The following is a 25425-nucleotide window of genomic DNA, read 5'->3' as shown; positions in this document are numbered from 1 at the left end:
GGAGGCGTCATGCAGTTCCCCCACGTACCACAGCAAGCACAGTTGCCCTTGTTCGAAGCATTCCTGGCCCAGCCGGTACTGCCGCGGGTCAAAACCAGGCAGCCCGCCCGGCAAAGCAACAAGCCGCAGGCATTCAGCGAGCTGTCCTTGCGTGGCGCGCTGGAGCACTGCCAAAGCCTGCTGGCACCGGTGCTACGCGACCTGAGCGAACTGAGTGAAGAGCATGACGCCCGCTGGCTTACCCTGATCGCCCCACCCGGCAGCCTTACCCAGGCCTGGCTGAGGGACGCAGGGCTCAACCGCGAACGCATACTGCTGCTGCAGCCTCGCGGCAACCAGAGTGCGCTGCAACTGGCCTGTGACGCCCTGCGCCTTGGGCGCAGCCATACGGTGGTCACCTGGTTCAATCCGGTCAGCAACGGCGCCCGCCTGCAACTGACCAATGCTGCCCGTGCGGGTGACGCACAAAGCCTGAATATCCGCCTGGGCTGATACTCGCTGAACGCTCGAAGGGTATGCAGCAGGCTTCCTCAGGACGAGGAAGCCGGATACTGACGGTCAGTGCAGAACCCGTGGGCCTGCATGTTCCTGTTCGATCTCGCCTTCAACCAACTTGCCGGCCATCTGCACACCAACGCTGAGCATGGCCTTGGCTACCTCGACGTGTTGGCCCTGCAGGAACGCCTTGGCATCTTCCGAAAAATCCAGGGTTACCAACGACCCCTCGTCCTCGGCGCGGCGCAACTCGATGCGACCGTCAGGCAACTCTACAATTTCTAGAAAGGACGTGGGCATAAAAGACTGTTCTCCAGGAAAGGCCGGCATTGTACCAGCCACTGGCAGGATCAGCACTCACTCAGACCTTCGCGAAAACGCACCACGAGGCGTTTGAGATTCTGCCGCCAGCTCTCCAGTTCTTCGCGCGACAGCGCTGGCGCCTCGGGTTCATCCAGGCTCACCGCCTGAATCAACGGTTGGGTCACATCACCTTTGGGCGCCTTGCTCGCGACAGGTGGTCGGAACAAATCGGCATAAGCCCTGAGCAGTTGCGCCAGCCAGGTTTCAGGCTGCTCGGCAAGTTCGACCAGTTCAGCCAGCTCGGGAATGGCGATGGTCGCCAGTACTTCACGGCTCAGCAGTTGCTCGGCACGCAGCGCGCCGGCCTGGGGCAAGCGATAATAGCCACCGATCTCATGACACAGCCCCAACAGCGCACCATACAGGTGAAACAGCGCAGACTCCCGCTCGGCCTGGGTCTGCGCCTGGGCGTTCATGGCGCGACTGTCCTGCGCCTTGCCCAGTGCCTCCAGGGCCAGACCGGCGAAATAGATCTTCTGGTTGGTACGGGTATAGAGTTCCTGGGCCATCGAGGCGCGCTCCGAGGGAGTGTGAGGCGGGGGGCTCAGTTTCTGTGATGGATCGCAGGCACGCAAGCTGAATCACCGCAGGCGTGAGGCTCAACCGCCCTTGCGGTCATCGTTGCGCGGCAAACCGCCAACCGTGGTTGCAGCCGAGTCTTTCGGCGTGGCCGGGGTGACCGGGCCGTAGATCTTTTCGATGCGCAGGCGGCCACGCTGCCACGCGGGATGAAAGTGCCGCCAGTGTGCGTCCTGAGCCGCGGCCAGCAGCTCATGGTCGCCCCGCGTGTCGCCCCAGGCGCGCATGCGGTACTGCGTCAGCACCCCGTAAACCGCCTCCAGGCGCAGAACCTTGGCTTCGCAGCGGCAATTGTCTCCACTGATCCTGCCGGTCAGCACGCCATCGATCACCTCCAGCTCGGTGCCGATCAGCTTGATGCCCAACTGTTCGGCAAAGGGCTTGAGCACCAGCGCCGGCGATGCCGAACAGATCGTCACCTCGGCACCAGAGGCCAGTTCCTGTTTCACCGAAATCACGCCCTGCGGGCGCATCAGCTGGGCCCACGCCTGCGACTTGAACGCCACCGCCTTCTGCGCGACCCATTGCTCTTTCACACCCGCAAGAAACGTCTGGATCAACTGGGCCTTGAGTTCATCGCGGCTGATCCGCCGCCCCAGATAGCGCAGGCTTGGCCAGATCATCCGCAGCATGCGGCGAGCAAAAAAGCCGTTGCCGAAAGCGAACCTCAAAAAAGGTACAAAGCTGTCACGGCGGGTCAGCGTGCCATCGAAATCGAACACCGACAGGATTCTGGCCGACTGCGGCCCTGCTTCCAACATTTCCTGACTCATCTGCTTGCCTCTGCTCGATGGTGTACAGCCCTGGCGGAGAAACGTCCCTATCAAACCTCACAACCGTTCGCTGACATGACTAAAAAAAAGGCTGCGTCCAGGATCACCAGATGCAGCCTCTTGTAGCCGATTCTATCGCTTAGCGCTTGTCTTCCACCTTCCACGCCTTGCCGTCATAGAACGCTCGCCAGCCGGTCGGCTTGCCGTCGACCTCGGTCTGCACATACTGCTCCTTGGTCTTGCGGCTGTAGCGGATCACCGTAGGGCGACCGTCCGGGTCCTTCTTCGGCGCTTCACAGAGGAAGTGATACTTCGGATCGATCTCGTCCTTGTGCGGCACGATCTCCATCACCAGGGGGGCGCGGGTCTCGCGGTTCTTCGGGAACTGGCTGGCGGCCAGGAACAGACCCGAAGCCCCGTCACGCAACACATAGGTGTCGTTGACCTTCTCGCACTTGAGCTCGGGCATCTTCACCGCGTCCATCTTCGGCGGCGCCGCCTCGCCGCTCTTGAGCAGCTTGCGGGTGTTCTTGCACTCCGGGTTGGTACAGCCGAAGAACTTGCCGAAACGACCGGTCTTGAGCTGCATCTCGCTGCCGCACTTGTCACACTCAAGGCTCGGGCCCTCGTAGCCCTTGATGCGGTAGCTGCCTTCCTCGATCTCGTAGCCCGTGCAATCGGGGTTGTTGCCGCAGATGTGCAGCTTGTGTTTCTCGTCGAGCAGGTAGGCGTCCATCGCCGTGGCGCAGATCGGGCAGCGGTGCTTGCCCAACAGCACGCGCGACTCGGACTCGCCCTCGTCGTCGGCGGCAATCTCGTCACCTGGCACCAGGTTCACGGTGGCCTTGCAACGCTCTTTGGGCGGCAGGCTGTAGCCCGAGCAACCGAGGAACACACCCGTGGAGGCTGTGCGGATCATCATGTGCCTGCCGCATTCCTTGCAGGCAATGTTGGTCGGGGTCGGCTGGTTGGCACGCATGCCCTTTTCGGCATCTTCAGCCAGCTGCAGCTTCTTGCTGAAGTCGCCATAGAACTCGTCCAGCACGTTTTTCCAGTCGCGCTCGCCCTGGGCCACATCGTCGAGGTTCTCTTCCATGCCGGCGGTGAAGCCATAGTCCATCAGGTTGGAAAAGCTCTCGGACAGACGCTCGGTCACGATGTCGCCCATCTTCTCGGAGTAGAAGCGGCGGTTGTGCAGGGTCACATAGCCACGGTCCTGGATGGTGGAGATGATCGCCGCGTAGGTCGATGGGCGACCGATACCGCGTTTTTCCATTTCCTTGACCAGGCTCGCTTCCGAGAAACGTGCCGGCGGCTTGGTGAAGTGCTGGCTCGGGTCGAGCTTGATGAGCTTGAGCACTTCGCCCTGGTTCATTTCCGGCAGTACATCGTCGTCGCCCGGCTTGCTCTGCTGCGGCAACACACGGGTGTAACCGTCGAACTTGAGGATACGGCCCTTGGCACGCAACTCGAACTCGCCCGCCGTGACGCTGACGGTGGTCGACAGGTACTGCGCCGGCGGCATCTGGCAGGCCAGGAACTGGCGCCAGATCAGCTCGTACAGACGCTCGGCATCACGCTCCATGCCGCTGAGCTTGGTCGGGTGCGTGGCCACGTCCGAAGGTCGGATCGCTTCGTGCGCTTCCTGTGCGCCTTCCTTGCTGCCGTAGACGATCGGCGCTTCTGGCAGGTACTTCTTGCCGAACTCGCTTTCGATGTAGCTGCGCGCCATTTCCACCGCATCGACCGACAGGTTGGTCGAGTCGGTACGCATGTAGGTGATGTAGCCGGCTTCGTAAAGACGCTGGGCCATCATCATGGTCTTCTTCACGCCGAAGCCGAGGCGATTGCTCGCCGCCTGCTGCAGGGTCGAGGTGATGAACGGCGCCGAGGGCTTGCTGCTGGTAGGGCGGTCTTCACGCTTGGCAATGGTGTAGCTGGAAGCCTTGAGCTTCTCCAGCGCAGCCATGGCCTGGGCTTCGTTGAGCGGCTTGAAGGCCTCGCCGTTCTGGCGAGCCACCTCGAAGCGCACCTTGGCGTCCTTGGCAGTACCCAGGTCGGCGTGCACTTCCCAGTACTCTTCGGGGATGAACGCGCGAATCTCGCGCTCACGCTCCACCACCAGCTTCACGGCCACCGACTGCACCCGGCCGGCCGACAGGCCACGGGCGATCTTCTGCCACAGCAGTGGCGAGACCATGTAGCCCACCACGCGGTCGAGGAAGCGACGCGCCTGCTGTGCATTGACACGGTCGATGTCCAGCTCGCCCGGCTGGGAGAAGGCCTCCTGGATGGCCTTCTTGGTGATTTCGTTGAACACCACGCGCTTGTAGCGGCTGTCATCCCCACCGATGGCTTCGCGCAGGTGCCAGGCAATGGCTTCCCCCTCGCGATCCAAGTCGGTTGCGAGATAGATGGTGTCGGCATCCTTGGCCAGGCGGCGCAACTCCTCGATGACCTTTTCCTTGCCCGGAAGGATCTCGTACTTGGCCTTCCAGCCGTGGTCCGGGTCGACGCCCATGCGCGCCACCAGTTGCTTGCGCGCCTTTTCTTTCGGCGACAGCGCGGGTGCCTCGCCGGCAGCAGCCTTGCCGCGCTTGGCAGCAGGCTCCTTGCTGGCGGAACCGCTGGTGGGCAGGTCTCGGATATGGCCGATACTCGACTTCACCACGTACTGGTTGCCCAGGTACTTGTTGATGGTCTTGGCCTTAGCCGGGGATTCCACAATGACCAGCGATTTGCCCATGGATCGGAAAATTCCTGAATAACGAAAATAAAAACACGGCAGGTACCTGACGTGGCACCGCTATATATAGTGGCAACAGAGTGAGGTCAAGCGCCGAAGGTTAGCCCACTTGCGCATCGGCACGCGAAAACAGCTCGGGTTCGGCCTCGACCAAAGCAAAGCGCGGCACGTGCTCGCCGTCAACCTCGACCGACTCGGTGAACATCGAAAGCGGGCGTACCCACAGGCCGAAATCGCCATACAGGGCCTGGTAGAACACCACCCACTCCTCGGTCTCGGAATGGCGCGCCGCACCGAATACACGATACTCAGGCCCTTTGTAATGCCGGTATACGCCTGGTTGTATCTGCATGCTGCCAACCCTCTTGAAAAAAAATCTGCAAAAAGCAAAAAACCGGGGCACAAGGCCCCGGCTTCCGACAACGAAACGCTTAGATGCGTTCGAAGACGGTGGTGATCCCCTGACCAAGGCCGACGCACATGGTCGAAACACCCAGGGTACCGCCATTCTGCTTCATGACATTGAGCAGAGTGCCGGAAATCCGCGCACCGGAGCAACCGAAAGGGTGACCCAGGGCGATTGCGCCGCCGTGCAGGTTAACCTTCTCATCCATCTTGTCGAGCACTTTCAGATCCTTGAGCACCGGCAGGGCCTGTGCAGCGAAGGCTTCGTTGAGCTCGAAGAAGTCGATATCGGCAATGCTCAGGCCCGCACGCTTGAGGGCTTTCTGGGTTGCCGGCACCGGGCCGTAGCCCATGATCGCAGGGTCCACGCCGGCCACCGCCATCGAGCGGATCACCGCCAGCGGCTGGATGCCCAGGTCCTGGGCACGCTGTGCCGACATCACGATCATGCACGAGGCGCCGTCGGTGATCTGCGAGGAGGTACCCGCTGTCACGGTGCCGCCCTTGGGGTTGAACGCCGGCTTCAACGCCGCCAGGCTTTCCAGGGTGGTGTCCGGGCGAATGGTTTCGTCGTAGTCGAAGACCTTGAGGAAGCCGTTCTCGTCATAGCCCTGCATCGGGATGATTTCGTCCTTGAACTTGCCTTCGACCGTCGCCTTGTGGGCGAGCTGGTGCGAACGCAGACCGAAGGCGTCCTGCTGCTCACGGCTGATGCCATGCATCTTGCCCAGCATCTCGGCGGTCAGGCCCATCATGCCCGAGGCCTTGGCCGCATACAGCGACATGTGCGGGTTGGGGTCCACGCCGTGCATCATGCTCACGTGGCCCATGTGCTCGACACCGCCGACCACGAACACATCGCCGTTGCCGGTCATGATCGCCTGGGCAGCCGTGTGCAGCGCGCTCATCGACGAACCGCACAGGCGGCTGACAGTCTGGCCGGCCGCAGTGTGCGGGATCTGGGTCATCAGCGAAGCCATGCGCGCGATGTTCCAGCCCTGCTCCAGGGTCTGGTTCACGCAGCCCCAGATCACGTCCTCGACTTCACTCGGGTCGACCTTGACGTTGCGCTCCAGCAGCTTGCTGATCAGGTGCGCCGACATGTCTTCGGCGCGGGTGTTGCGGTGCATGCCGCCCTTGGAGCGGCCCATCGGCGTACGACCGAAGTCGACGATCACGACGTCTCTTGGATTCAAGCTCATACAATATTCTCGCTCTAGTCGTTGGGCGCTTAACCGAAGAAGCTCTGGCCGTTCTTGGCCATCTCGCGCAGCTTCTCGGTGGGGTGGTACAGCGCGCCCAGGTCGGCGTACTGGTCAGCCAGGGCAACGAACGCGGCCACACCGATCGAATCGATGTAGCGCAGTGCACCGCCACGGAACGGAGGGAAACCGATGCCGTAGACCAGGCCCATGTCGGCCTCGGCCGCCGTCTCGACGATGCCGTCTTCCAGGCAGCGCACGGTCTCCAGGCACAGCGGGATCATCATCCAGTTGATGATGTCCTCGTCGCTGACTTCACGCTGCTCGTAGACGATCGGCTTGAGCACTTCGAGCACCGACGGGTCGGCAACCTTCTTCTGCTTGCCGCGCTTGTCGGCCTCGTAGGCATAGAAACCCTTGCCGTTCTTCTGGCCCAGGCGCTTGGCTTCGTAGAGCACGTCGATGGCCGAACGACGGTCATCCTTCATGCGGTCCGGGAAGCCCTCGGCCATCACGTCGCGGCCGTGGTGGCCGGTGTCGATGCCGACCACGTCCATCAGGTACGCCGGGCCCATCGGCCAGCCGAATTTTTCCATGATCTTGTCGATGCGCACGAAGTCCACACCGGCGCTCACCAGCTTGGCGAAACCGCCGAAGTACGGGAACAGCACGCGGTTGACCAGAAAGCCCGGGCAGTCGTTGACCACGATCGGGTTCTTGCCCATCTTCTTGGCGTAGGCAACGGTAGTGGCCACCGCCAGTTCGCTGGACTTCTCGCCACGGATCACTTCCACCAGCGGCATCATGTGCACCGGGTTGAAGAAGTGCATGCCGACGAAATTTTCCGGACGCTTGAGGGCCTTGGCCAGCAGGCTGATGGAAATGGTCGAGGTGTTGGAAGCCAGGATGGTGTCCGCCTTGACCTGGTCTTCGACCTCGGCCAGCACGGCCTGCTTGACCTTGGGGTTTTCGACCACGGCTTCCACCACCAGGTCCACGTGACCGAAGTCGCCGTAGGACAGGGTCGGACGGATGCCGTTGAGCACTTCAGCCATTTTCGCGGCGGTCATGCGGCCCTTGTCCACGCGGCTGACCAGCAGCTTGGCGGCTTCGGCCAGGCCCTGCTCGATACCGTGCTCGTTGATGTCCTTCATCAGGATCGGCGTGCCTTTGGAGGCCGACTGATAGGCGATGCCGCCACCCATGATGCCGGCACCGAGTACGGCGGCCTGCTTCACGTCCTGGGCGATCTCGTCGTAGGCCTTGGCCTTTTTCTTCAGTTCCTGATCGTTCAGGAACAGGCCGATCAGGCTCTGGGCTGCCGAGGTCTTGGCCAGCTTGACGAAGCCGGCGGCTTCGACTTCCAGTGCCTTGTCACGCCCGAAGTTGGCGGCTTTCTGAATGGTCTTGATGGCTTCGACCGGCGCCGGATAGTTCGGGCCTGCCTGACCTGCCACGAAACCCTTGGCGGTCTCGAAGGCCATCATCTGCTCGATGGCGTTGAGCTTGAGCTTTTCCAGCTTCGGCTGGCGCTTGGCCTTGTGGTCGAGCTCGCCGCTGATGGCGCGCTTGATCAGTTCCAGGGCAGCTTCCTGAAGTTTCTCCGGGACCACCACTGCATCGACGGCACCGACTTTCAGTGCGTCTTCAGGGCGGTTCTCCTTGCCGGCGGCAATCCATTCGATGGCATTGTCGGCGCCGATCAGGCGCGGCAGGCGTACGGTACCGCCGAAGCCCGGGTAGATGCCCAGCTTGACTTCAGGCAGGCCGATCTTGGCCTTGGTCGACATGACGCGGAAGTCGGCCGCCAGGCACATTTCCAGGCCGCCGCCCAGCGCGATGCCGTTGATCGCGGCAACAGTCGGTACATCGAGATCTTCGAAATCGCTGAAGATTCTGTTGGCTTCGAGGTTGCCTGCAACCAGCTCCGCATCCGGCAGCTTGAAGTTGTCGACGAATTCGGTGATGTCGGCGCCGACAATGAACACGTCCTTGCCGCTGCTGACGATCACACCTTTGATCGACGCATCTGCCTTGATGGTGTCTACGGCCTGACGCAACTCATTCAGGGTAAGACGGTTGAACTTGTTGACGGACTCACCCTTGAGGTCGAACTTCAGTTCGACGATGCCGCTTTCAAGAGCCTTAACCGTGATGGCTTTACCTTCGTAAATCATCAACTGATCTCCACGATATGGAAGCTGAACTGTACACGCCGAACGCTGGCACGAAATTCGGCACCAGGCACACCCGTCAGCGCGATAGTCGGGATTCTGCGAGCGTCATGTGACATACAAACGCTCAATTCATACGCCCGTTTGATTTGGGTACGGACACATTCACCGAAAAGCCTGCCGTTGTCAAATACCCAAAAGAACGAGCAAAACGCGACTTTACGGTCATTTTGAGCGAAGGGGTGCGGGTTCAGCCTGTAGGTGATTGGCCATCATTCATGCAGGTGATCGGCCATGGATACGCATGAGAGAAGCAGCGAAGGGATAAAGCGCAGCTACACTGAGGGCATCGAAGAAGTTTCCGGCCTGCCTGGCCTTTTTTGTTCAGTTGCCGGCCCCGCCATGGGGCTGGCCCTGGCGTTCAATCACACGACTCACGGGTCACGCCAGCGCCTTGAGCAACCGGGCAATGTCCTGCAACGCAGCGGCATCCCCCTTCTCTCCCCAGCACAACGCGATCATCTGCGGGTTGGCCTCGACCTTGTAGACACTCGCCGGCAGGCGCGACAGGTGCTCGAGCACGCGCGCATCCTCGCAGGGCTCGCGCCACTGGTTGAGCCACACCCCTGGTGTCACCTGCCAGTAGCTCCAGCTGTCGGCATGCCCGCGACGGCGCGCACAATGATACTGCGCGCAGGTGTGCGGCGGCTCTTCGGGCAGCCAGTGCGGCCAGGTCTGCGGGGTGAGCTGCATGGCCAGCCCCATGCGCCGCGCCTCCAGGCGCAGGGCCATGCGCCCGCTGGTGCGACGCGAGGGCAACAGCCAGACCATGGGGCTGAGCATCAGCGCAAGGATTGACACTACTACCCAGAACGTCATATCTGTTATTCCTATAAAGACTTTGCAAATGAGCTGGTTAGCCGACATCGATGCGATCAGCCTGAAACCGACCATACTTTAACTATCGCGATTGTCAGGAGAGCCCTCATGCCCTACGAACACATTCTGGTCGCCGTCGACCTGACCGAAGAATGCGACCCGGTGATCAAGCGCGCTCGCGAGCTGGCCACGCCCAACGGCACCAAGGTTTCCCTGGTACATATCGTCGAGCCCATGGCCATGGCCTTCGGCGGCGACGTGCCGATGGACCTGTCGCAACTGCAGCAGCAACAGTTCGACCAGGCCAAGGAGCGCATGGACCGCCTGTTCAACAAGTATCCGGAGATCAACCGCGGCGATTCCCACCTGACCTACGGCCAGCCTCGCCAGGAGATTCACCAGTTGGCCAAGGACCAGAAGTGCGACCTGATCGTGGTCGGCAGCCATGGCCGCCACGGCCTGGCGCTGCTGCTGGGCTCCACCGCCAATGACGTGCTGCACGGCGCACCGTGCGATGTGCTGGCGGTACGCCTGCAGAAGAAGGCCGACTGATACCAGAAGGCCCGCTGTTGGACACAGCGGGCCTTCTTCATATCAGCTGTCGAGCTCGGCCCAACGCTCCACCAGTGTGTCCAGCTCGCCCTGCAGCTTCTCGAGGCTGGCCAGCACGGCGGTGGTCTGGTCGATTGGCCGCTGATAGAAGCCTGCATCGGAAATCTCCGCCTGCACCGCAGCCATCTTCTGCTCCAGGGCATCGATTTGCCCCGGCAGCGCCTCCAGCTCGCGCTGCAGCTTGTAGCTGAGCTTCTTCTTGCCTTCATTGACCACCGGCGCTGCCGCAGGCTCGGGTGCAACGGCCTCGACCACCGCACTGTTGAGCTCGGACTTGCCCGACTTGCTTTCGGTCACGCCGAGCAGCTTGGGCGAACCGCCCTGGCGAATCCAATCCTGATAGCCGCCCACGTACTCACGCACCTTGCCCTCGCCTTCGAACACCAGGGTGCTGGTGACCACGTTGTCGAGGAACGCCCGGTCGTGACTGACCATCAGCACGGTGCCCTTGAAGCCCGCCAGCACCTCTTCGAGCAGCTCCAGGGTTTCCACGTCCAGGTCGTTGGTCGGCTCGTCGAGCACCAGCAGGTTGGCCGGCTTGCTGAACAGCTTGGCCAGCAGCAGGCGCGCACGCTCGCCACCGGACAACGCCTTGACCGGCGTGCGTGCACGCTGGGGGCTGAACAGGAAGTCGCCCAGGTAGCTCAGTACGTGACGGTTCTGCCCATCGATCTCGATGAAGTCACGGCCTTCGGCCATGTTCTCGATCACGGTCTTTTCCAGGTCAAGCTGATGGCGCAACTGGTCGAAGTAGGCCACTTCGAGACGCGTGCCCGACTCCACCTTGCCCGAGCTTGGCTCCAGGTCGCCCAGCATCAGCTTGAGCAGCGTGGTCTTGCCGGTACCGTTGGCACCCAGCAGGCCGATACGGTCCTCGCGCTGCAGGACCATCGAGAAATCCTTGACCAGGTAAGGGCCGTCGGGGTGGGCGAAGCTGACGTTTTCCAGCACCATCACCTGCTTGCCGGACTTTTCCGCCACGTCGAGCAGGATGTTGGCCTTGCCCTGGCGCTCGCGACGCTCGCTGCGTTCCACACGCAGTGCCTTCAGGGCGCGCACGCGGCCTTCGTTGCGGGTACGCCGGGCCTTGATGCCCTGGCGGATCCACACCTCTTCCTGGGCCAGTTTCTTGTCGAACAGCGCGTTGGCAGTCTCTTCGGCAGCCAGCGCGGCTTCCTTGTGCACCAGGAAGCTGGCGTAGTCGCCGTTCCAGTCGATCAACCCGCCACGGTCCAGTTCGAGGATGCGCGTGGCCAGGTTCTGCAGGAAGGAACGGTCGTGGGTAATGAACAGCACGGCGCCGCCAAAACCGCTCAGGGCATCTTCAAGCCAGGCGATGGCGCCGATGTCCAGGTGGTTGGTCGGTTCGTCGAGCAGCAGCAGGTCGGGCTCGGACACCAGCGCCTGGGCCAGCAGCACACGCCGACGCCAACCACCGGACAGCTCGGCCAGGGTCTTGTCGGCCGGCAGCTGCAGGCGGCTCAGGGTGCTGTCGACCAGTTGCTGCAAGCGCCAGCCATCGCGCGCCTCAAGGTCGCTCTGCACGTGCATGAGCTTTTCCAGGTCGGCGTCGGTGTGAATGTTCTGGCTCAGGTGGTGATACTCGGCGAGCAATGCACCGACACCGTCCAGGCCTTCGGCAACCACATCGAACACGGTGCGCCCGTCGGCCACCGGCAGTTCCTGCGGCAGCTCGCCGATCTTCAGGCCCGGGGCACGCCACACATCGCCTTCGTCGGGCTTCTGGTCGCCCTTGACCAGGCGCAGCATGCTCGACTTGCCCGTGCCGTTGCGGCCGATGATGCAGACCCGCTCACCACGGGCGATCTGCCAGGACACCTTGTCCAGCAACGGCATGGCGCCGAACGCAAGGGACACATCGCTTAATTTGAGCAGGGTCATGATCTTCTCCAAAAACCGGGGGCGCATTCTACCTGAGTTGCGCCTGCTTCACATTAAGCGCGACCGGCGTGCCGACCGCAGTCCTGCATTACATGCCGATACAAGCACAATGCTTTCTTCCGCCCCCGGCAAACGGCTAAGCTTAAGCACGTAATCCCACCAGTGCTGGCGCCGCCGACACTCGTTTTGGTCAAACTGTCCGGAAGTATCATGCGCCGCAGCCTGCTCAGCCTCGTATCCTGTCTGCTTTTTTCCGCCACCGCGGCCAGCACCGTCCAGGCCGCCGACCTCACCCAGCAACGCCAGTACTACGATGAAGCCAAGCGTGCCCTGGCCAAGGGCGACAGCGGCCCTTACCGCCGTTACGAACAGGCCCTGCGTGATTATCCGCTGGAGCCCTACCTGGCCTACGACGAACTGACGGCGCGCCTCAAGAGCGCCAGCAACGCCGAGATCGAGAAGTTTCTTGCCGAGCATGGCGACCTGCCCCAGGCCAACTGGATGAAACTGCGCTGGTTGCGCTGGCTGGCAGAGCGCGGCGACTGGCAACCCTTCGTCAAGTACTACGACCCCAAGCTGAACTTCACCGAGCTCGACTGCCTCAACGGCCAGTATCAGCTCAGCCACAACCTGCGCGCCGAGGGCTACGCCACCGCCGACAAGCTGTGGCTGGTGGGCAAGTCGCAGCCGGCGGCCTGTGACGTGCTGTTCGACCGCTGGGCCGCCGAGGGCCAGCTGACCGAACAGAAGCGCTGGGAGCGCATCAAGCTCGCGGCCCAGGCGCGCAACTACGCCCTGGCCAACACCCTGATCAAAGGCCTGAACACCCTGGGCCCGCAAGGCCGTCTGCTGGTGGATGTGGCGCAGAAGCCCGAACTGCTCAACAACCCCGGGCGCTTCACCCCGGTCAACGAAGCGATGTCCGACGTGGTCAGCCTGGGCCTGCGCCGCCTGGCGCGCCAGGACCCGGGGCGGGCCATGGCGCTGCTCGACGACTACGCCAATCGCATGCATTTCTCCCGCGACGAGAAGGTGGCGATCGCCCGCGAAATCGGCCTTACCCTGGCACGGCGCTACGACCCCCGCGCCCTGGGCCTGATGACCCAGTACGACCCCGAGCTGCGCGACAACACCGTGACCGAATGGCGCCTGCGCCTGCTGCTGCGCCTGGGCCGCTGGGAAGATGCCTACGAGCTGACCAAACGCCTGCCCCAGGACCTGGCCACCACCAACCGCTGGCGCTACTGGCAGGCGCGCAGCCTGGAGCTGGCGCAGCCGAAGAACCCGCAGATTCCACTGCTGTACAAGACGGTAGCGCGAGAGCGCGACTTCTACGGGTTCCTGGCCGCCGATCGTGCACAGACCCCGTACCAGCTCAACAACAAGCCGCTGGTGCTCAGCCAGCAACTGATCAACAAGGTACGCAACACGCCCGGCGTGCGGCGCGCGCTGGAATTCCATGCCCGCGGCCAGATCGTTGACGGGCGCCGCGAGTGGTACCACGTCAGCCGTCATTTCAGCCGCGACGAGATGGTCGCCCAGGCGCGCCTGGCCTATGAAATGCGCTGGTACTTCCCGGCCATCCGCACCATCAGCCAGGCCCAGTACTGGGACGACCTGGATATCCGCTTCCCGATGGCCCACCGCGACACCCTGGTACGCGAAGCCAAGGTACGCGGCCTGCACTCGAGCTGGGTATTCGCGATCACCCGCCAGGAAAGCGCCTTCATGGACGATGCCCGTTCCCACGTGGGTGCCAGCGGCCTGATGCAGCTGATGCCGGCCACCGCCAAGGAGACGGCGCGCAAGTTCAACATCCCGCTGGCTTCGCCGGCGCAGGTACTGAACCCGGACAAGAACATCCAGCTGGGCGCCGCCTACCTGAGCCAGGTGCACGGCCAGTTCAACGGCAACCGGGTGCTGGCCTCGGCCGCCTACAACGCCGGCCCCGGACGCGTGCGCCAGTGGCTGCGCGGCGCCGATCACCTGAGCTTCGACGTATGGGTGGAGTCGATTCCGTTCGACGAGACCCGCCAGTACGTGCAGAACGTGCTGTCGTATTCGGTGATCTACGGGCAGAAACTCAATTCACCGCAGCCACTGGTGGATTGGCACGAGCGGTTTTTCGACGATCAGTAAGCGGTGATCAGCGCTTCGCCGGCAACGTCGAAGCGCAACCTTGTGGAGGCGACGGTGCGTGTGCAGGGGCCAGCCTTGCTGGCGAAGCGGCCCGTCGCTATTCCAGCACCTCGACCGCCATGCCCACCTCCAGCATGCCCTCGCCGTCGGCCACCAGGTTCTGGCCGAACAGCACATCCCCCTCCTTCTGCCGATAGGTCTTGAGCGTGGTCAAGGGTTCGCGATCGGGGCTGCGCTCGCCGGTCTGCGGGTCGAGGGTGGTGAGGATGCAGCGCGTGCACGGGGAAAGCACCCGAAAGGTCTGCTGGCCAATGCGAATGCGCTTCCAGCCATCCTCGGCATATGCCGCACTGCCCTCGACCACCAGATTGGGCCGAAAGCGCAGCATCTCCAAGGGGCGCCCAACCCGCTGTACCAGGTCGTCGAGCGACGCCTGGCCGATCAGCAGCAAGGGGAAACCATCGGCGAAGGCCACACGGTCGCTGTTCTCACCGTAGCCGGCCGGCAGATAGCGGGTACGCGGCTCGGGCACATGCACCAGGCGCACCGGCTTGCCGATGAAGCGGCTCAACCAGTCGGCCGCCGCATCGCCTGCATCCGGTACGCGCAGGGTGTCGCGCCAGATGGTCGCCCCACGCAGATTGGCGTCCGCTTGCGGCACCGCCACCTGCAAGGGGTCAAAACCCGGGGCACTGAGCACCAGACCGCCATCGGCGTCGTACAGCGCCGATAACTGGCTCATCTGCGGGTAGGCGCGCTGGGTCAGGAAACGTCCGTTGTCCTGCTCCACCAGCATCCAGCGCCGGTCACCCAGCAAGCCCAGCAGGCCGCACGGCGACTGCCCCAGGGCTTGCGCCTGGGCCGACTTGAGTGGGTAACGATACAACGCGCTCAGACGCATGGGCCGGCTCCGGATGATAAAGGCGCAAGCTTACACCGAAGGCCGGGCAACCGCTGCCCGGCCCTTGGTGCCGGCTCAGACGGTCGCTTCGTCCAGCATCAGGCGCTGGCGCACCACATCCACCAGCTTGTCGGGCTGGAACTTGGACAAAAAGTTGTCACAACCGACCTTCTTCACCATCGACTCGTTGAAGCTGCCCGACAAGGACGTGTGCAGTACCACGTACAGGCTGCGCAGGCGCGGGTCGTTGCGGATCTCGGTGGTCAGGCGGTAGCCGTCCATTTCCGGCATTTCGGCATCGGTGAAGACCATCAGCAACTTCGAGCACACGTCCTCACCGGCATCCGCCCAGCCTTTGAGCAGGTTGAGTGCCTTGAGGCCATCGCTGGCCACATGCATCTTCACCCCCAGCTGGCTCAGGGTTTCACGCAACTGCGCCAGGGCCACGGTGGAGTCGTCCACCAGCAGCACCTCCCGCCCTCGCGCCTGCGCCAGTACCGGGTCTTCCAGCTTGTCGCGGGACACCTTGGCGTTGTACGGCACGATTTCGGCCAGTACTTTCTCCACGTCGATGATTTCTACCAGTTGCTCGTCGACCTTGCTGATGGCCGTCAGGTAATGCTGACGCCCGGCACTGGTGGGCGGCGGCATGATCGCCTCCCAGTTCATGTTGACGATACGGTCCACGCCTCCCACCAGGAACGCCTGCACCGAGCGGTTGTACTCGGTGACGATGATGGTGCTGTTGGGCCCCGGCTCCAGTGGGCGCATGCCGATGGCCTGGGACAGGTCGATCACCGGCAGGGTCTGCCCACGCAGGTTGACCACGCCGCACACATACGCATGGCGTTGCGGCATCAGGGTCAACTTGGGCATCTGCAGCACTTCCTGCACCTTGAACACGTTGATCGCGAACAGTTGGCGCCCGGCCAGGCGAAACATGAGGATTTCCAGACGGTTCTCGCCTACCAGCTGCGTCCTTTGGTCTACCGTGTCGAGAATGCCAGCCATTAAACAACCCCCAGGCGTGTCGCAAAAATTGAATTATCAACCGTGTATCGGCCGCGTTCGTCTTGGCTTGACCCCCCAAAATAAAATGCTGCAGGGGGCATTGATGTCACTTTAGCATCATGGTTTACTGCGCTGACAGTTTTGCAGTCGCGGCAGGTCATCAGCGATCACACCAAGCCAATGCCATCAGGGAAACCCCTAGCCACAATCGGGCGAGACCTGATGTTCGCAATATCCTTTAGCCATTAATGTGACGCCATTCTCATTGCATGAATGGAGTCAGGCTTTTGCTCGCTACTGCCTTGTTGTCCACAACCAATGCTAGCGTCTTGCCAAAACACCGGCTCCAGGGCGTTTCAGCCCCCATCCGCAGTCTGCGCCTGGCAGGAAACGACTGATGTCCGACACCACTGCGGACATCAGCGCCCTACACGACTTTCAGGTCGATGCCCACGTACTGCTGACCCGCGCTCAGGAGTGCCTGTCGCACCTTGACCTGATCGGCCACGATACCGACGCGTGCGACTGCCTGCTGAACACCCTCGGCACACTGGCCGAGCGTGCCCACCTGCAGGCCCAGACGCAGATCGCCGACTTCTGTCGCCAACTCTGTCATGTGCTCGAACCGCAGCAATGCCGCGCGCGCCTTCACGCTGCACTGCCCAAGCTGAAAGCCTGCCTGAGCCTGCTGGCCTGGCAGCTTGAACTGATCGACCCGCACACCGGCCAATTGAACCTGGACCCCCAGGAGCAACTGGCCTTGCTGGAGGAACTGGAACAGACCTTCCGGCAGTTGCACGCAGAACCGGCCAAGGCGACCGCCACACCCGCCGCCCCTGCACCCGCCCTGGGCGCATGAAGTTGCACAACTAACCGGCGTGGGAAATTTCCCCGCCGCACATCATTTCAAAGCACTTTCCCACAACACTAAGCATTAACTTACGCGTGGGCGGCGAGTTTCTGTCAGCTGTATACAAAAACAATATCAGCGCATATAGGACAAGTTGTGTATCGCCACCAGTGATAGCAAAGTGCTAGACTTTGCGCCATCCGGAACGACCGTACCAGCCCGTAAAACTGACAGTTCGGACATCTTTCACGCCCCGCGACCATTTCCAAGCGAAGTGATACTATGCCCGACGCAAATTGCACACCGACAATGCACGGTGCTGAAGTTTGGCGTTTTCAGCACACTTGAAATCGTCTGATTCCAGTGTTGGCAAAACTGCACAAAGTTAAATCCAGGCGTTGCCCCAAACGCCTGTTGGGCGATATTCGACCGGCTTTCAACAGCGATACTTCAGTGGCTTCATTCCCTATGCTCTCAAGCCTCAAGACACTCAAGCGCGGCCCTCCGGGCGCTTCTCTGCTGCATTGGCTGAGCGCCCTGCTGTGCCTGGTGTCGGCGGCGGCCAACCTGTACCTGTACCTGCGTGCGGCACCGATGCCCGGCAGCCTGCTGGCACTGCAGCTGGCCGCCCTGCTCGGAATTGGCTGGCAATTGCGCCAGGCCGCGCGCTCGATCGCCATGCGCCCCCAGGAGCTGGCCCACCGCCTGCTCGAGGTACAGGAGAGCGAACGCCAGCGTCTGAGCCGCGAACTGCATGACGATATCGGCCAACTGCTGACAGCCGCCAAGCTGCAGGCAGACTGGCTGCAACGGCGCATGCCGGCCGACCTGCAGGAACACTGCGCCACATTGCGCAGCACCCTGGACGACACCCTGGCCAACGTGCGTGATGTGTCGGCGATCCTCAACCCACGCCAACTGGCCAGCCTGGGGCTTGAAGCGAGCCTGCGCGCGCACCTGCTGCGCACCCTGGAAAACACCGACGTGCACTGGAGCCTGGAGTGCAGGCAGCGCCTGGGTGGCATTCCGGAAGACATGGCCATCGCTGCCTTTCGCATTACCCAGGAAGCCGTCACCAACATTCTGCGACACGCCCGGGCGCGCAACCTGAGCGTGCGCATCGAGCGCACCCCCGAAGGCCTGGCACTATCGATCAGCGACGACGGCCAGGGCTTCACGCCTGCTGCCGCCCCCGGCGAGGAGGGCCAGCGCGGCATGGCCGGCATGAGCGAACGGGTCAACCTGCTCAATGGCCGGCTGAGCGTGAACAGCCAACCCGGCCAGGGTACCCATATCGACGTACTGTTCCCCTGGCCACCGCGTGCCCGTGAACGCGCCAATACAAGTAAACCCCATGATCTGTAATCTGTTGCTGGTGGATGACCACTCCCTGATTCGCGCCGGCGTACGCGCCCTGGTCGCCGACATACCCGGCTACGCCGTGGTCGGCGAGGCCAACGACGGTAGCCAACTGCTCGAACTGGTGCAGCGCCTGGACCCGGATATCGTGCTGCTGGACATCTCGATGCGCTCGACCGGGGGCCTGGAGGCCCTGGGCCGCCTGAAGGCTGCTGGCTGTCGCAGCAAGGTGCTGATCCTGTCGATGCACACCGACCCCGAGCTGATCATGCGCGCACTGGAAATCGGCGCCCATGGCTACCTGCTCAAGGACACCACCGCCACCGAACTGGAGCAGGCACTGGCCGCGCTGCGCAGCGACGAGCGCTACCTGAGCCCGGCCATCGCGCATACCGTGATCAACCAGGCGTTACTGCGCGCCCAGAGCAGCAAGCCCGAGGCCGTCGAGAACCACAACCTCACGGCGCGCCAGCTGGAAATCCTGCGCCTGATCGTGCGCGGCAAATCCACCCGTGAAATCGCCAACGGCCTGGGCCTGAGCATCAAGACCGTCGAGACCCACCGCTCGCAGATCATGAAACGCCTGCAGATCTACGACGTGGCGGGCCTGGTGCTGTTCGCCGTGCGCGAACAGATCATCAGCCTGGACGACTGAGCAGCGGCGACTCGGCGGGCAGGTGCACGCGCAGCGCCCCCGGCAGCGCACTGAAGCGCCAGCTGTCGCCTTGCAGCGGCTCGCCATCGAGGTTGATGTCCAGGCCTTCGGCGCTCTTGATCTCGACCCACGGCAGGCGCGCGCGAACGAACAGATTGTCCAGCCCCAGGCCCTCGCTCAGCAGGTCACGCAAAGTGCCGACCACCTCCTGCGGCGCCGGCAGGATGCTGATATCGAGCAGCCCGTCGTCCACCTGCGCCTGCGGGCACAGCACATGCCCGCCGCCGGCCTGGCGGCCGTTGCCGATTCCCAGGGCCAGCAACTGACCTTGCCAGTGAAAATCCGGACCTTGCAGCTCCACCGAGGCCGCACGCAACTCGCTGAAACGCGACAGCCCGGTGAACAGATAGGCCGCGGCACCGATTACCTTCTTCAGGTCCTCGGAAGTGCTGGCCGTGACCTGGCTGCCGAAACCGCCGGTGGCCATGTTGAGGAACACCTGCCCGCCCACCTCGCCCAGGTCGATCGCCCGCGCCGGCAACTCCAGCAGGTTCAGAGCCTGGTCCGGCTCCAGCGGCACACCGGCAGCCCGTGCGAAATCGTTGGCGGTACCCAGCGGCAATAGCGCCAGGCTGGCATCACCCCGGGCCTGGGCCAGCGCCTCTGCCACATCGCGCAGGGTACCGTCGCCACCACCGGCCACCAGATGCGGGTACCCCGCCGCCAGCGCCTCGTGCACCAGGCGCTGGGCATCGCCCCCCTCCCAGGTGAGTCGAACATCGAGCTGCCAGCCGCGCTCGCGCAAGCCCATTACCGCCGCGCGCACCTCGTCGTTCATGGCCTGCTTGCCATGCAGAATCAACAATGCCCTGCGCTCACCCATAACTGCTCCCCCGCATTGATCACCGCCGACGGCGGTGCCGCGTCAGATGACGCCCGTGTATATCGACCGATTACAACACGGTTCCGTTGCATGCGGACCACGTCAAAAACAGCGCTTTCACACAATTGCCATTGAAAGATTCTCAATCGATGTGCATCATTCGACAAATATTTGGCCTTCACGGACGATGCCAGTGATAAAAGTCACTTTTTTGACTCATTGAGCAAAGCGCCTGCCAGGTTCACCTTTTCCCTGTTATCACACCGCCTAGCGGTGCCCAGAACACGAGGCTGAGTGAAATGAGCACACTGATCCCTTGCATCATTGCCGGTGGAGCCGGCACCCGATTGTGGCCGGTTTCACGCGAGGCCATGCCCAAGCCCTTCATGCGCATGCCCGATGGCCAGAGCCTGCTGCAGAAAACCTTCCTGCGTGCCTGCGCACTCAAGGATGTGGCCCGCGTACTCACCGTCACCAATCGCGAAGTGTTCTTCCGCACCCAGGATGAATACCGCCAGCTCAAACAGCCCGGCATCGCGCTGGACTTCATTCTCGAGCCCTGCGGGCGCAACACGGCCCCGGCGATTGCCGCCGCCGCCCTGCACTGCGCCCGTGAATACGGCGAAGACGCCCACCTGCTGGTGCTGCCCGCCGACCACCTGATCACCGACCAGGCAGCCTTCGAAGAGGCCGTGGAACGCGCCCGCGCCCTGGCCGAGCAAGGCTGGCTGACCACCTTCGGCCTGGTGCCCACCCAACCGGAAACCGGCTTCGGCTACATCGAGAAGGGCCAGGCCCTGGATGCCCATGGCTATCGCGTGGAGCGCTTCGTCGAAAAGCCGAACGCAGAGACCGCCCAGCGCTATGTCGAGGGCGGCCAGCACCTGTGGAACGCCGGCATGTTCTGCATGCGTGCAGATGCCATCCTGCGCGAGCTGCAGCAGCACGCACCGCAGGTTCTGGATGCGGTCGGCGAATGCCTTGGGCTGAGCCAGAGCAAACAGGGCAACAACAGCCTGCAACTGGAACTGGATGCCACCAGCTTCGCGCAGGTTGCCGACATCTCCATCGACTACGCCGTGATGGAGCGTTCCACCCAGGTGGCAGTGCTGCCCAGCCAGTTGGGCTGGAGTGACATCGGCTGCTGGCGGGCGGTGCGCAGCCTGGCCCAGGGCGATGCCCAGGGCAACCAGTGCAACGGCGAGACCGTGCTGCACGACGTGAGCAACTGCTACATCGATTCGCCTCGCCGCCTGGTGGGCGCCATCGGCCTGGACAACCTGATCATCATCGACACCCCCGACGCCCTGCTGATCGCCGACGCGAGCCGCAGCCAGGAGGTCAAGCTGATTGCCCAGCAGCTCAAGCGCCAGGACCACGACGCCTATCGCCTGCACCGCACCGTGACGCGCCCCTGGGGTACCTATACCGTGCTCGAGGAAGGCCCGCGCTTCAAGATCAAGCGCATCATGGTACGCCCGCAGGCCTGCCTGTCCCTGCAGATGCACCATCACCGCAGCGAACACTGGATCGTGGTCAGCGGCATGGCCTGCGTGACCAACGGCGAAGAGGAATTTCTGCTCGACACCAACGAGTCGACCTTCATCAAGCCGGGGCGCGAGCATCGCCTGAGCAACCCCGGGGTGATCGATCTGGTAATGATCGAGGTGCAAAGCGGCGAATACCTGGGCGAGGACGACATCGTGCGCTTTACTGATATCTATGGACGCGCCCCGGCAGCAGCGATCGGCTGAGGCCCGCCAGGCGCGTTTTCGCATTCAGCCTGTCGACGCCCCTGCGGCAAGAGAGGAAGTGGGTCATGCGCGTACTCTGGACACTGCCTTACCTGCCCTGGCCCACCACCAGCGGCAGCAAGGCCCGGCAATACCACCTGTTGCGTGGCCTGGCTGAACGCGGGCACAGGATCACGCTGCTGGTGCACTCGAAAGTTCCGCTTGGCGAGGCAGCCCGACAGGCACTGGAGCCACTGCTCGAGCGCCTGATCGTGTTGCCGCGAAGGCCTTTGCGCAGCCCGCTCAACCTGCTGGCGGCGCTGTACGTCGGCTACCCGATGCGGGCCAGCACCAACGGCCTGGCGCCCCACCTGCGCCACTGCTTCGAAACGTTGCTGCGCGAGCAGTGGGATGTGATCCAGATCGAGCACAGCTACAGTTTCCAACCCTTCGAAAAGGCCCTGCAAGCCAGCGGCCTGCCTTTCATGGTCAGCGAGCATCATGTGGAGTCGGACACCGGCGCGGTGTGCCAGGACCGCCTGCCCCTGTGGCTGCGACCGTTCAACAGCTTCGACCGCTGGCGCTACCGGCGCTGGGAGTCGCGGGTGCTGCGCCAGGCCAGCGAAGTGGTGGCCGTCAACCCGCGCGATGCCGAACAGATCCGCCAGTTCACCGGCCGCCCTGCCGAGGTGGTGATCAACGGCGTGGACTACGAGTACTACCAGCACATCAGCGCCTGCCCGCACAGCCAGCGCCTGCTGCTGGTGGGCAACTTCGAATACGGCGCCAACCTGGAGGCGCTGGAGTGGGCGCTGGAGGAGATCCTGCCGCAGGTATGGCTGAGCAACCCGGCCGTGCGCCTGGCGGTGGTCGGACATGCCCTGCCCACCCAGTGGAAGCTGCGCTGGAACGACCCGCGCATCGAATGGATCGGCTACCTGCCCGACCTGCGTGAGCTGCAACGCCACTCGGCGCTGTTCTTTGCCCCGCTGCGTCATGCCGGTGGGTGCAAGATCAAGTTGCTCGAGGCCATGGCCGCAGGCCTGCCGGTGGTCACCACCACCCAGGGCGCAGCGGGGTTGGCAGTGCGCAACGGCGAGCACTACCTGGGAGGGGACGACACCGACACGCTGGCACTGATCATCACCCGCCTGCTGAGCCACCCGACGCGCATGCAGCAGTTGTCCGATGCCGCGCGCCAGTTCGTGCGCGAGCAGCATGACTGGAGCAGGGCCGCCGCGCAGCTGGAGAGCGTGTATGCGCGCCTCGCCGCGCAGGCCCCACTGGGCAACGACCGGGTTGCCCGGGGCCTGCTGCCGTCAGCCGAGTAGCTCGCTGAGGGGGATGAACTGCACGCTGTCGCCCTTGCCGGGCGCAGTGCCCTCGCGCACCTCCACCAGGCCCTCGGCCCACGCGGCGCTGCGCAGCACACCCGAGCTCTGGTTCTTGTAGATCAGCGCCTGGCCCTGCTCCATGCGCGCGCGCAGGTATTCGCGGCGATTGCCTGGCTTGGGCCAGTCGAAACCGGCAGGCACGCTGAACTGCAGCGGCGTCACGTCCTGCACACCCTGGCGGCGCAACAGGTACGGCCGGGTGAGCAGGCCGAAGGTGACCAGGGTCGACGCCGGGTTGCCTGGCAGGCCGATCACCGGCACCCCGCGAAAATGCCCGAAGGTCAGCGGCTTGCCGGGCTTGATCGCAAGCTTCCACAGCGACAGCTCACCTTCTTCGCGCAGGGCGATACCCAGGTAATCGGCCTCGCCCACCGATACACCACCGGTGGACAGAATCAGGTCGACGTCCTTGAGCTGGCCCAGGCGCTCACGGGTCAACGCCAGATCATCGGGCAGGATGCCGGCGTCCTTCACCTCGCAGCCCAGGCGCTGCAGCCAGCTGACCAGCAGGCGCCGGTTGCTGTTGTAGATCTGCCCGGGGCCCAGGGGCAGCCCCGGCTCGACCAGTTCGTCGCCGGTGGAAAGCACCGCCACCCGCACCTTGCGCACTACCGACAGCACCGCGCAGCCGAGCGAGGCAGCCAGGCCCAGCTCGACCGGCCCGAGGCGGGTCCCGGCGTCCAGCACGGTTTCACCTGCCCGGGTTTCCTGGCCCTGCGGGCGCACGTTGAGCCCGGCACTGAGCGGCTCGGTGAAACACACGCGTTGATCGGGCTGAACATCGACGTTTTCCTGCATCTCGACGCAGTCGGCCCCTGCCGGCAGCGGCGCACCGGTGAAGATGCGCGCACAGGTACCCGGCTCCAGAGGCGCAGGCGCCTGCCCGGCCTGAATGCGCTGGCTCACCACCAGCGGCGTGCCCTGCCAGTCGGCGTGGTGCAGTGCGTAGCCGTCCATGGCGCTGTTGGGCCAGGGTGGCAGGTCAAGGCCGGCGACCAGCGCCGTGGCCAGCACACGGCCCTCGGCAGCAGCCAGTGGCACCGCTTCGCAGTCTTCGATGCGCGCCGCTTCGGCCAGCGCCAGCAAGCGCTCCAGGGCCTGCTCCACGGGCAGCAGCGGCTTTGCCGCAACAGGCTCAGCCACGGCTTTCACACGGCGCCGCCTGCTTGAGGTGCGCGACGAAATTGCACGGGCGATGGCGTACATCCAGTTGCTCGGCAAGAATCCCGTCCCAGCCGGTGCGTACCGCGTTGGTCGAGCCGGGCAGGCAGCACACCAGCGTACCGTTGGCCAGCCCGGCCAGGGCGCGGGACTGCACGGTGGAGGTGCCGATATCGGCCAGGGAGATATGCCGGAACAGTTCACCGAAGCCGTCGACCTGCTTGTCGAGCAGGCAACCGACCGCCTCGGGGGTGCTGTCGCGGCCGGTGAAGCCGGTGCCGCCCGTGATCAGTACCACCTGCACCTGCTCGTCGGCGATCCAGGTAGCGACCTGCGCGCGAATCTTGTAGAGGTCGTCCTTGAGCAGTACACGGGCGGCCAGCGCGTGGCCGGCAGCAGTCAGGCGGTCGACGAACACCTGGCCGGAGGTATCGGTTTCCAGGGTGCGGGTATCGCTGACGGTCAGCACGGCAATGTTCAGCGGCACGAACGGTACATCAGCCTTGGCTTTCATGAGGAGGGTGAATCCATGACAGGGAAAGAATGCCGCCAGTTATATCACAGCCCTCCCCGCGCCCGCCCGCCAGCGGCCGATTGCATTGTTCCCGATCAATGACGCGGTTCAGCCGCTATGCTCAAGTTGCGAGGAACTTGCTGGGACGCGATGCGTCTCAATGACATGACCCGCAACTTCCCCCTCAATGGAGAAAGAATATGATTCAACGGACCCTCCCCGCTTTCCTGCTCGCCCTGGGCCTGGGCACCCTCGCCGGGTGTGCTTCGCCTACCGTGATCACGCTGAATGACGGACGTGAGATCCAGGCGGTCGACACCCCCAAGTACGATGAAGATTCGGGCTTCTATGAAATCGAACAGCTCGACGGCAAGAGCACCCGGATCAACAAGGACCAGGTCCGCACCGTGAAAGAGCTGTAAAAGGCAGTACAGACGGCAAGCTTCAGGCCCCTCGCCGGGGCTTGCCGGTCGCGTTTTTTTTTGAGTAGAATTTTGTCATCGGAGTGTAGCGCAGCCAGGTAGCGCGTCTCGTTCGGGACGAGAAGGCCGCAGGTTCGAATCCTGTCTCTCCGACCAGATCGGCAAAAACCACAAAGCCCGCTTTTGCGGGCTTTGTGGTTTCTGGCTGTACTGCATCCGCTGCGTCTCAAATCCGCCCCCACAAGGATGTCAATCATCCGGTGGGGGCGGGCT

Annotated in this window: 23 protein-coding genes and 1 tRNA gene; 10 read left to right on the top strand and 14 right to left on the bottom strand. The window is 63.3% G+C overall.

What is annotated here, in order from left to right; all coding sequences use genetic code 11:
• The first annotated feature begins 9 nt into the window (after positions 1-9).
• Positions 10-492 carry an SOS-induced cell division inhibitor SulA gene (gene sulA / locus DN387_RS13200; RefSeq protein ID WP_054916190.1) on the top strand — a complete coding sequence of 161 codons (483 nt, stop codon included), beginning with the start codon at positions 10-12 and terminating at the stop codon, positions 490-492.
• A gap of 66 nt (positions 493-558) precedes the next feature.
• On the opposite strand, the gene DN387_RS13195 is transcribed toward sulA, so the two are convergent.
• The 8 genes from DN387_RS13195 to DN387_RS13160 all read right to left on the bottom strand — a co-directional run bounded on the left by DN387_RS13195 (position 559) and on the right by DN387_RS13160 (position 9616).
• Positions 559-795, bottom strand: coding sequence for a hypothetical protein (locus DN387_RS13195; protein ID WP_043864565.1), 237 nt, complete (start codon positions 793-795; stop codon positions 559-561).
• A gap of 50 nt (positions 796-845) precedes the next feature.
• On the bottom strand, positions 846-1367 hold the full coding sequence (locus DN387_RS13190; RefSeq protein WP_054916191.1) for a DUF6586 family protein: 522 nt from the start codon (positions 1365-1367) through the stop codon (positions 846-848).
• A gap of 90 nt (positions 1368-1457) precedes the next feature.
• On the bottom strand, positions 1458-2210 hold the full coding sequence (locus DN387_RS13185) for an HAD-IB family hydrolase (protein WP_054916192.1): 753 nt from the start codon (positions 2208-2210) through the stop codon (positions 1458-1460).
• Between the two features lie 139 nt (positions 2211-2349).
• Complete coding sequence (topA, locus tag DN387_RS13180) at positions 2350-4956, bottom strand: type I DNA topoisomerase (protein WP_043864567.1); 2607 nt, start codon at positions 4954-4956, stop codon at positions 2350-2352.
• Between the two features lie 100 nt (positions 4957-5056).
• A complete protein-coding gene (locus DN387_RS13175) occupies positions 5057-5308 on the bottom strand; it encodes a DUF1653 domain-containing protein (RefSeq protein ID WP_054916193.1) in 252 nt (83 codons plus the stop codon).
• A 79-nt stretch (positions 5309-5387) separates the two neighbouring features.
• On the bottom strand, positions 5388-6563 hold the full coding sequence (gene fadA / locus DN387_RS13170) for an acetyl-CoA C-acyltransferase FadA (RefSeq protein WP_043864569.1): 1176 nt from the start codon (positions 6561-6563) through the stop codon (positions 5388-5390).
• 29 nt (positions 6564-6592) lie between these two features.
• A complete protein-coding gene (gene fadB / locus DN387_RS13165; protein ID WP_043864570.1) occupies positions 6593-8740 on the bottom strand; it encodes a fatty acid oxidation complex subunit alpha FadB in 2148 nt (715 codons plus the stop codon).
• 438 nt (positions 8741-9178) lie between these two features.
• Positions 9179-9616 carry a hypothetical protein gene (locus DN387_RS13160; protein ID WP_043864571.1) on the bottom strand — a complete coding sequence of 146 codons (438 nt, stop codon included), beginning with the start codon at positions 9614-9616 and terminating at the stop codon, positions 9179-9181.
• A 108-nt stretch (positions 9617-9724) separates the two neighbouring features.
• Between DN387_RS13160 and DN387_RS13155 the strand changes: the two genes are divergently transcribed.
• Positions 9725-10168 carry a universal stress protein gene (locus tag DN387_RS13155; protein WP_043864572.1) on the top strand — a complete coding sequence of 148 codons (444 nt, stop codon included), beginning with the start codon at positions 9725-9727 and terminating at the stop codon, positions 10166-10168.
• A gap of 42 nt (positions 10169-10210) precedes the next feature.
• On the opposite strand, the gene DN387_RS13150 is transcribed toward DN387_RS13155, so the two are convergent.
• Positions 10211-12130: an ATP-binding cassette domain-containing protein gene (locus DN387_RS13150; protein ID WP_043864573.1), complete on the bottom strand. Its 1920-nt coding sequence runs from the start codon at positions 12128-12130 to the stop codon at positions 10211-10213.
• Between the two features lie 210 nt (positions 12131-12340).
• On the opposite strand from DN387_RS13150, the gene DN387_RS13145 reads away from it, so the two are divergent.
• On the top strand, positions 12341-14269 hold the full coding sequence (locus DN387_RS13145) for a transglycosylase SLT domain-containing protein (RefSeq protein WP_054916194.1): 1929 nt from the start codon (positions 12341-12343) through the stop codon (positions 14267-14269).
• Between the two features lie 97 nt (positions 14270-14366).
• Here DN387_RS13145 and DN387_RS13140 read toward each other — a convergent pair whose 3' ends face one another.
• Complete coding sequence (locus DN387_RS13140) at positions 14367-15170, bottom strand: MOSC domain-containing protein (protein ID WP_043864575.1); 804 nt, start codon at positions 15168-15170, stop codon at positions 14367-14369.
• Positions 15171-15245: 75 nt separating this feature from the next.
• The gene (locus tag DN387_RS13135) at positions 15246-16181 is read right to left on the bottom strand and encodes a chemotaxis protein CheV (RefSeq protein WP_043864576.1); all 936 of its coding nucleotides are present in this window, start codon (positions 16179-16181) and stop codon (positions 15246-15248) included.
• Between the two features lie 397 nt (positions 16182-16578).
• Here DN387_RS13135 and DN387_RS13130 point away from each other — a divergent pair, with 397 nt between their 5' ends.
• The 3 genes from DN387_RS13130 to DN387_RS13120 all read left to right on the top strand — a co-directional run bounded on the left by DN387_RS13130 (position 16579) and on the right by DN387_RS13120 (position 19045).
• Positions 16579-17040, top strand: coding sequence for a hypothetical protein (locus DN387_RS13130; RefSeq protein ID WP_043864577.1), 462 nt, complete (start codon positions 16579-16581; stop codon positions 17038-17040).
• 459 nt (positions 17041-17499) lie between these two features.
• On the top strand, positions 17500-18396 hold the full coding sequence (locus DN387_RS13125) for a sensor histidine kinase (RefSeq protein ID WP_043864578.1): 897 nt from the start codon (positions 17500-17502) through the stop codon (positions 18394-18396).
• On the top strand, positions 18386-19045 hold the full coding sequence (locus DN387_RS13120; RefSeq protein ID WP_043864579.1) for a response regulator transcription factor: 660 nt from the start codon (positions 18386-18388) through the stop codon (positions 19043-19045). The genes DN387_RS13125 and DN387_RS13120 overlap by 11 nt, the downstream gene beginning before the upstream one ends.
• Here the strand turns inward: DN387_RS13120 and yegS are convergent.
• Positions 19029-19928 (bottom strand): lipid kinase YegS, encoded by a 900-nt coding sequence (gene yegS, locus DN387_RS13115; RefSeq protein WP_043864580.1) that lies wholly within the window; start codon positions 19926-19928, stop codon positions 19029-19031. The genes DN387_RS13120 and yegS overlap by 17 nt on opposite strands.
• Before the next feature lie 299 nt (positions 19929-20227).
• Between yegS and DN387_RS13110 the strand changes: the two genes are divergently transcribed.
• Together DN387_RS13110 and DN387_RS13105 are read left to right on the top strand one after the other, a co-directional pair.
• A complete protein-coding gene (locus DN387_RS13110; RefSeq protein WP_054916195.1) occupies positions 20228-21682 on the top strand; it encodes a mannose-1-phosphate guanylyltransferase/mannose-6-phosphate isomerase in 1455 nt (484 codons plus the stop codon).
• Positions 21683-21747: 65 nt separating this feature from the next.
• On the top strand, positions 21748-22992 hold the full coding sequence (locus tag DN387_RS13105; RefSeq protein ID WP_043864582.1) for a glycosyltransferase family 4 protein: 1245 nt from the start codon (positions 21748-21750) through the stop codon (positions 22990-22992).
• On the opposite strand, the gene glp is transcribed toward DN387_RS13105, so the two are convergent.
• Positions 22981-24207, bottom strand: a complete 1227-nt coding sequence (gene glp / locus DN387_RS13100) for a gephyrin-like molybdotransferase Glp (RefSeq protein ID WP_054916196.1) — start codon at positions 24205-24207, stop codon at positions 22981-22983. The two genes, DN387_RS13105 and glp, sit on opposite strands and share 12 nt — an antisense overlap.
• Positions 24191-24730, bottom strand: coding sequence for a molybdenum cofactor biosynthesis protein B (moaB, locus tag DN387_RS13095; RefSeq protein WP_043864584.1), 540 nt, complete (start codon positions 24728-24730; stop codon positions 24191-24193). Before moaB ends, glp begins: the two co-directional genes overlap by 17 nt.
• A 200-nt stretch (positions 24731-24930) precedes the next feature.
• Here moaB and DN387_RS13090 point away from each other — a divergent pair, with 200 nt between their 5' ends.
• Positions 24931-25152 carry a YgdI/YgdR family lipoprotein gene (locus tag DN387_RS13090; protein WP_043864585.1) on the top strand — a complete coding sequence of 74 codons (222 nt, stop codon included), beginning with the start codon at positions 24931-24933 and terminating at the stop codon, positions 25150-25152.
• Between the two features lie 79 nt (positions 25153-25231).
• A tRNA-Pro gene (locus tag DN387_RS13085) sits at positions 25232-25308 on the top strand.
• Positions 25309-25425 lie beyond the last annotated feature (117 nt).

The organism is Pseudomonas sp. FBF18, from assembly GCF_024261405.1.
Taxonomy (GTDB): domain Bacteria; phylum Pseudomonadota; class Gammaproteobacteria; order Pseudomonadales; family Pseudomonadaceae; genus Aquipseudomonas; species Aquipseudomonas palmensis.
Note: the sequence above shows the minus strand (reverse complement) of the source record. Positions and strands in the feature narration are given on the sequence as shown.

Excerpts from the sequence above, each read along its gene's own strand:
- sulA (WP_054916190.1), top strand. The coding sequence starts at position 10 with ATGCAGTTCCCCCACGTACCACAGCAAGCACAGTTGCCCTTGTTCGAA.
- DN387_RS13195 (WP_043864565.1), bottom strand. The coding sequence starts at position 795 with ATGCCCACGTCCTTTCTAGAAATTGTAGAGTTGCCTGACGGTCGCATC.
- DN387_RS13190 (WP_054916191.1), bottom strand. The coding sequence starts at position 1,367 with ATGGCCCAGGAACTCTATACCCGTACCAACCAGAAGATCTATTTCGCC.
- DN387_RS13185 (WP_054916192.1), bottom strand. The coding sequence starts at position 2,210 with ATGAGTCAGGAAATGTTGGAAGCAGGGCCGCAGTCGGCCAGAATCCTG.
- topA (WP_043864567.1), bottom strand. The coding sequence starts at position 4,956 with ATGGGCAAATCGCTGGTCATTGTGGAATCCCCGGCTAAGGCCAAGACC.
- DN387_RS13175 (WP_054916193.1), bottom strand. The coding sequence starts at position 5,308 with ATGCAGATACAACCAGGCGTATACCGGCATTACAAAGGGCCTGAGTAT.
- fadA (WP_043864569.1), bottom strand. The coding sequence starts at position 6,563 with ATGAGCTTGAATCCAAGAGACGTCGTGATCGTCGACTTCGGTCGTACG.
- fadB (WP_043864570.1), bottom strand. The coding sequence starts at position 8,740 with ATGATTTACGAAGGTAAAGCCATCACGGTTAAGGCTCTTGAAAGCGGC.
- DN387_RS13160 (WP_043864571.1), bottom strand. The coding sequence starts at position 9,616 with ATGACGTTCTGGGTAGTAGTGTCAATCCTTGCGCTGATGCTCAGCCCC.
- DN387_RS13155 (WP_043864572.1), top strand. The coding sequence starts at position 9,725 with ATGCCCTACGAACACATTCTGGTCGCCGTCGACCTGACCGAAGAATGC.
- DN387_RS13150 (WP_043864573.1), bottom strand. The coding sequence starts at position 12,130 with ATGACCCTGCTCAAATTAAGCGATGTGTCCCTTGCGTTCGGCGCCATG.
- DN387_RS13145 (WP_054916194.1), top strand. The coding sequence starts at position 12,341 with ATGCGCCGCAGCCTGCTCAGCCTCGTATCCTGTCTGCTTTTTTCCGCC.
- DN387_RS13140 (WP_043864575.1), bottom strand. The coding sequence starts at position 15,170 with ATGCGTCTGAGCGCGTTGTATCGTTACCCACTCAAGTCGGCCCAGGCG.
- DN387_RS13135 (WP_043864576.1), bottom strand. The coding sequence starts at position 16,181 with ATGGCTGGCATTCTCGACACGGTAGACCAAAGGACGCAGCTGGTAGGC.
- DN387_RS13130 (WP_043864577.1), top strand. The coding sequence starts at position 16,579 with ATGTCCGACACCACTGCGGACATCAGCGCCCTACACGACTTTCAGGTC.
- DN387_RS13125 (WP_043864578.1), top strand. The coding sequence starts at position 17,500 with ATGCTCTCAAGCCTCAAGACACTCAAGCGCGGCCCTCCGGGCGCTTCT.
- DN387_RS13120 (WP_043864579.1), top strand. The coding sequence starts at position 18,386 with ATGATCTGTAATCTGTTGCTGGTGGATGACCACTCCCTGATTCGCGCC.
- yegS (WP_043864580.1), bottom strand. The coding sequence starts at position 19,928 with ATGGGTGAGCGCAGGGCATTGTTGATTCTGCATGGCAAGCAGGCCATG.
- DN387_RS13110 (WP_054916195.1), top strand. The coding sequence starts at position 20,228 with ATGAGCACACTGATCCCTTGCATCATTGCCGGTGGAGCCGGCACCCGA.
- DN387_RS13105 (WP_043864582.1), top strand. The coding sequence starts at position 21,748 with ATGCGCGTACTCTGGACACTGCCTTACCTGCCCTGGCCCACCACCAGC.
- moaB (WP_043864584.1), bottom strand. The coding sequence starts at position 24,730 with ATGAAAGCCAAGGCTGATGTACCGTTCGTGCCGCTGAACATTGCCGTG.
- DN387_RS13090 (WP_043864585.1), top strand. The coding sequence starts at position 24,931 with ATGATTCAACGGACCCTCCCCGCTTTCCTGCTCGCCCTGGGCCTGGGC.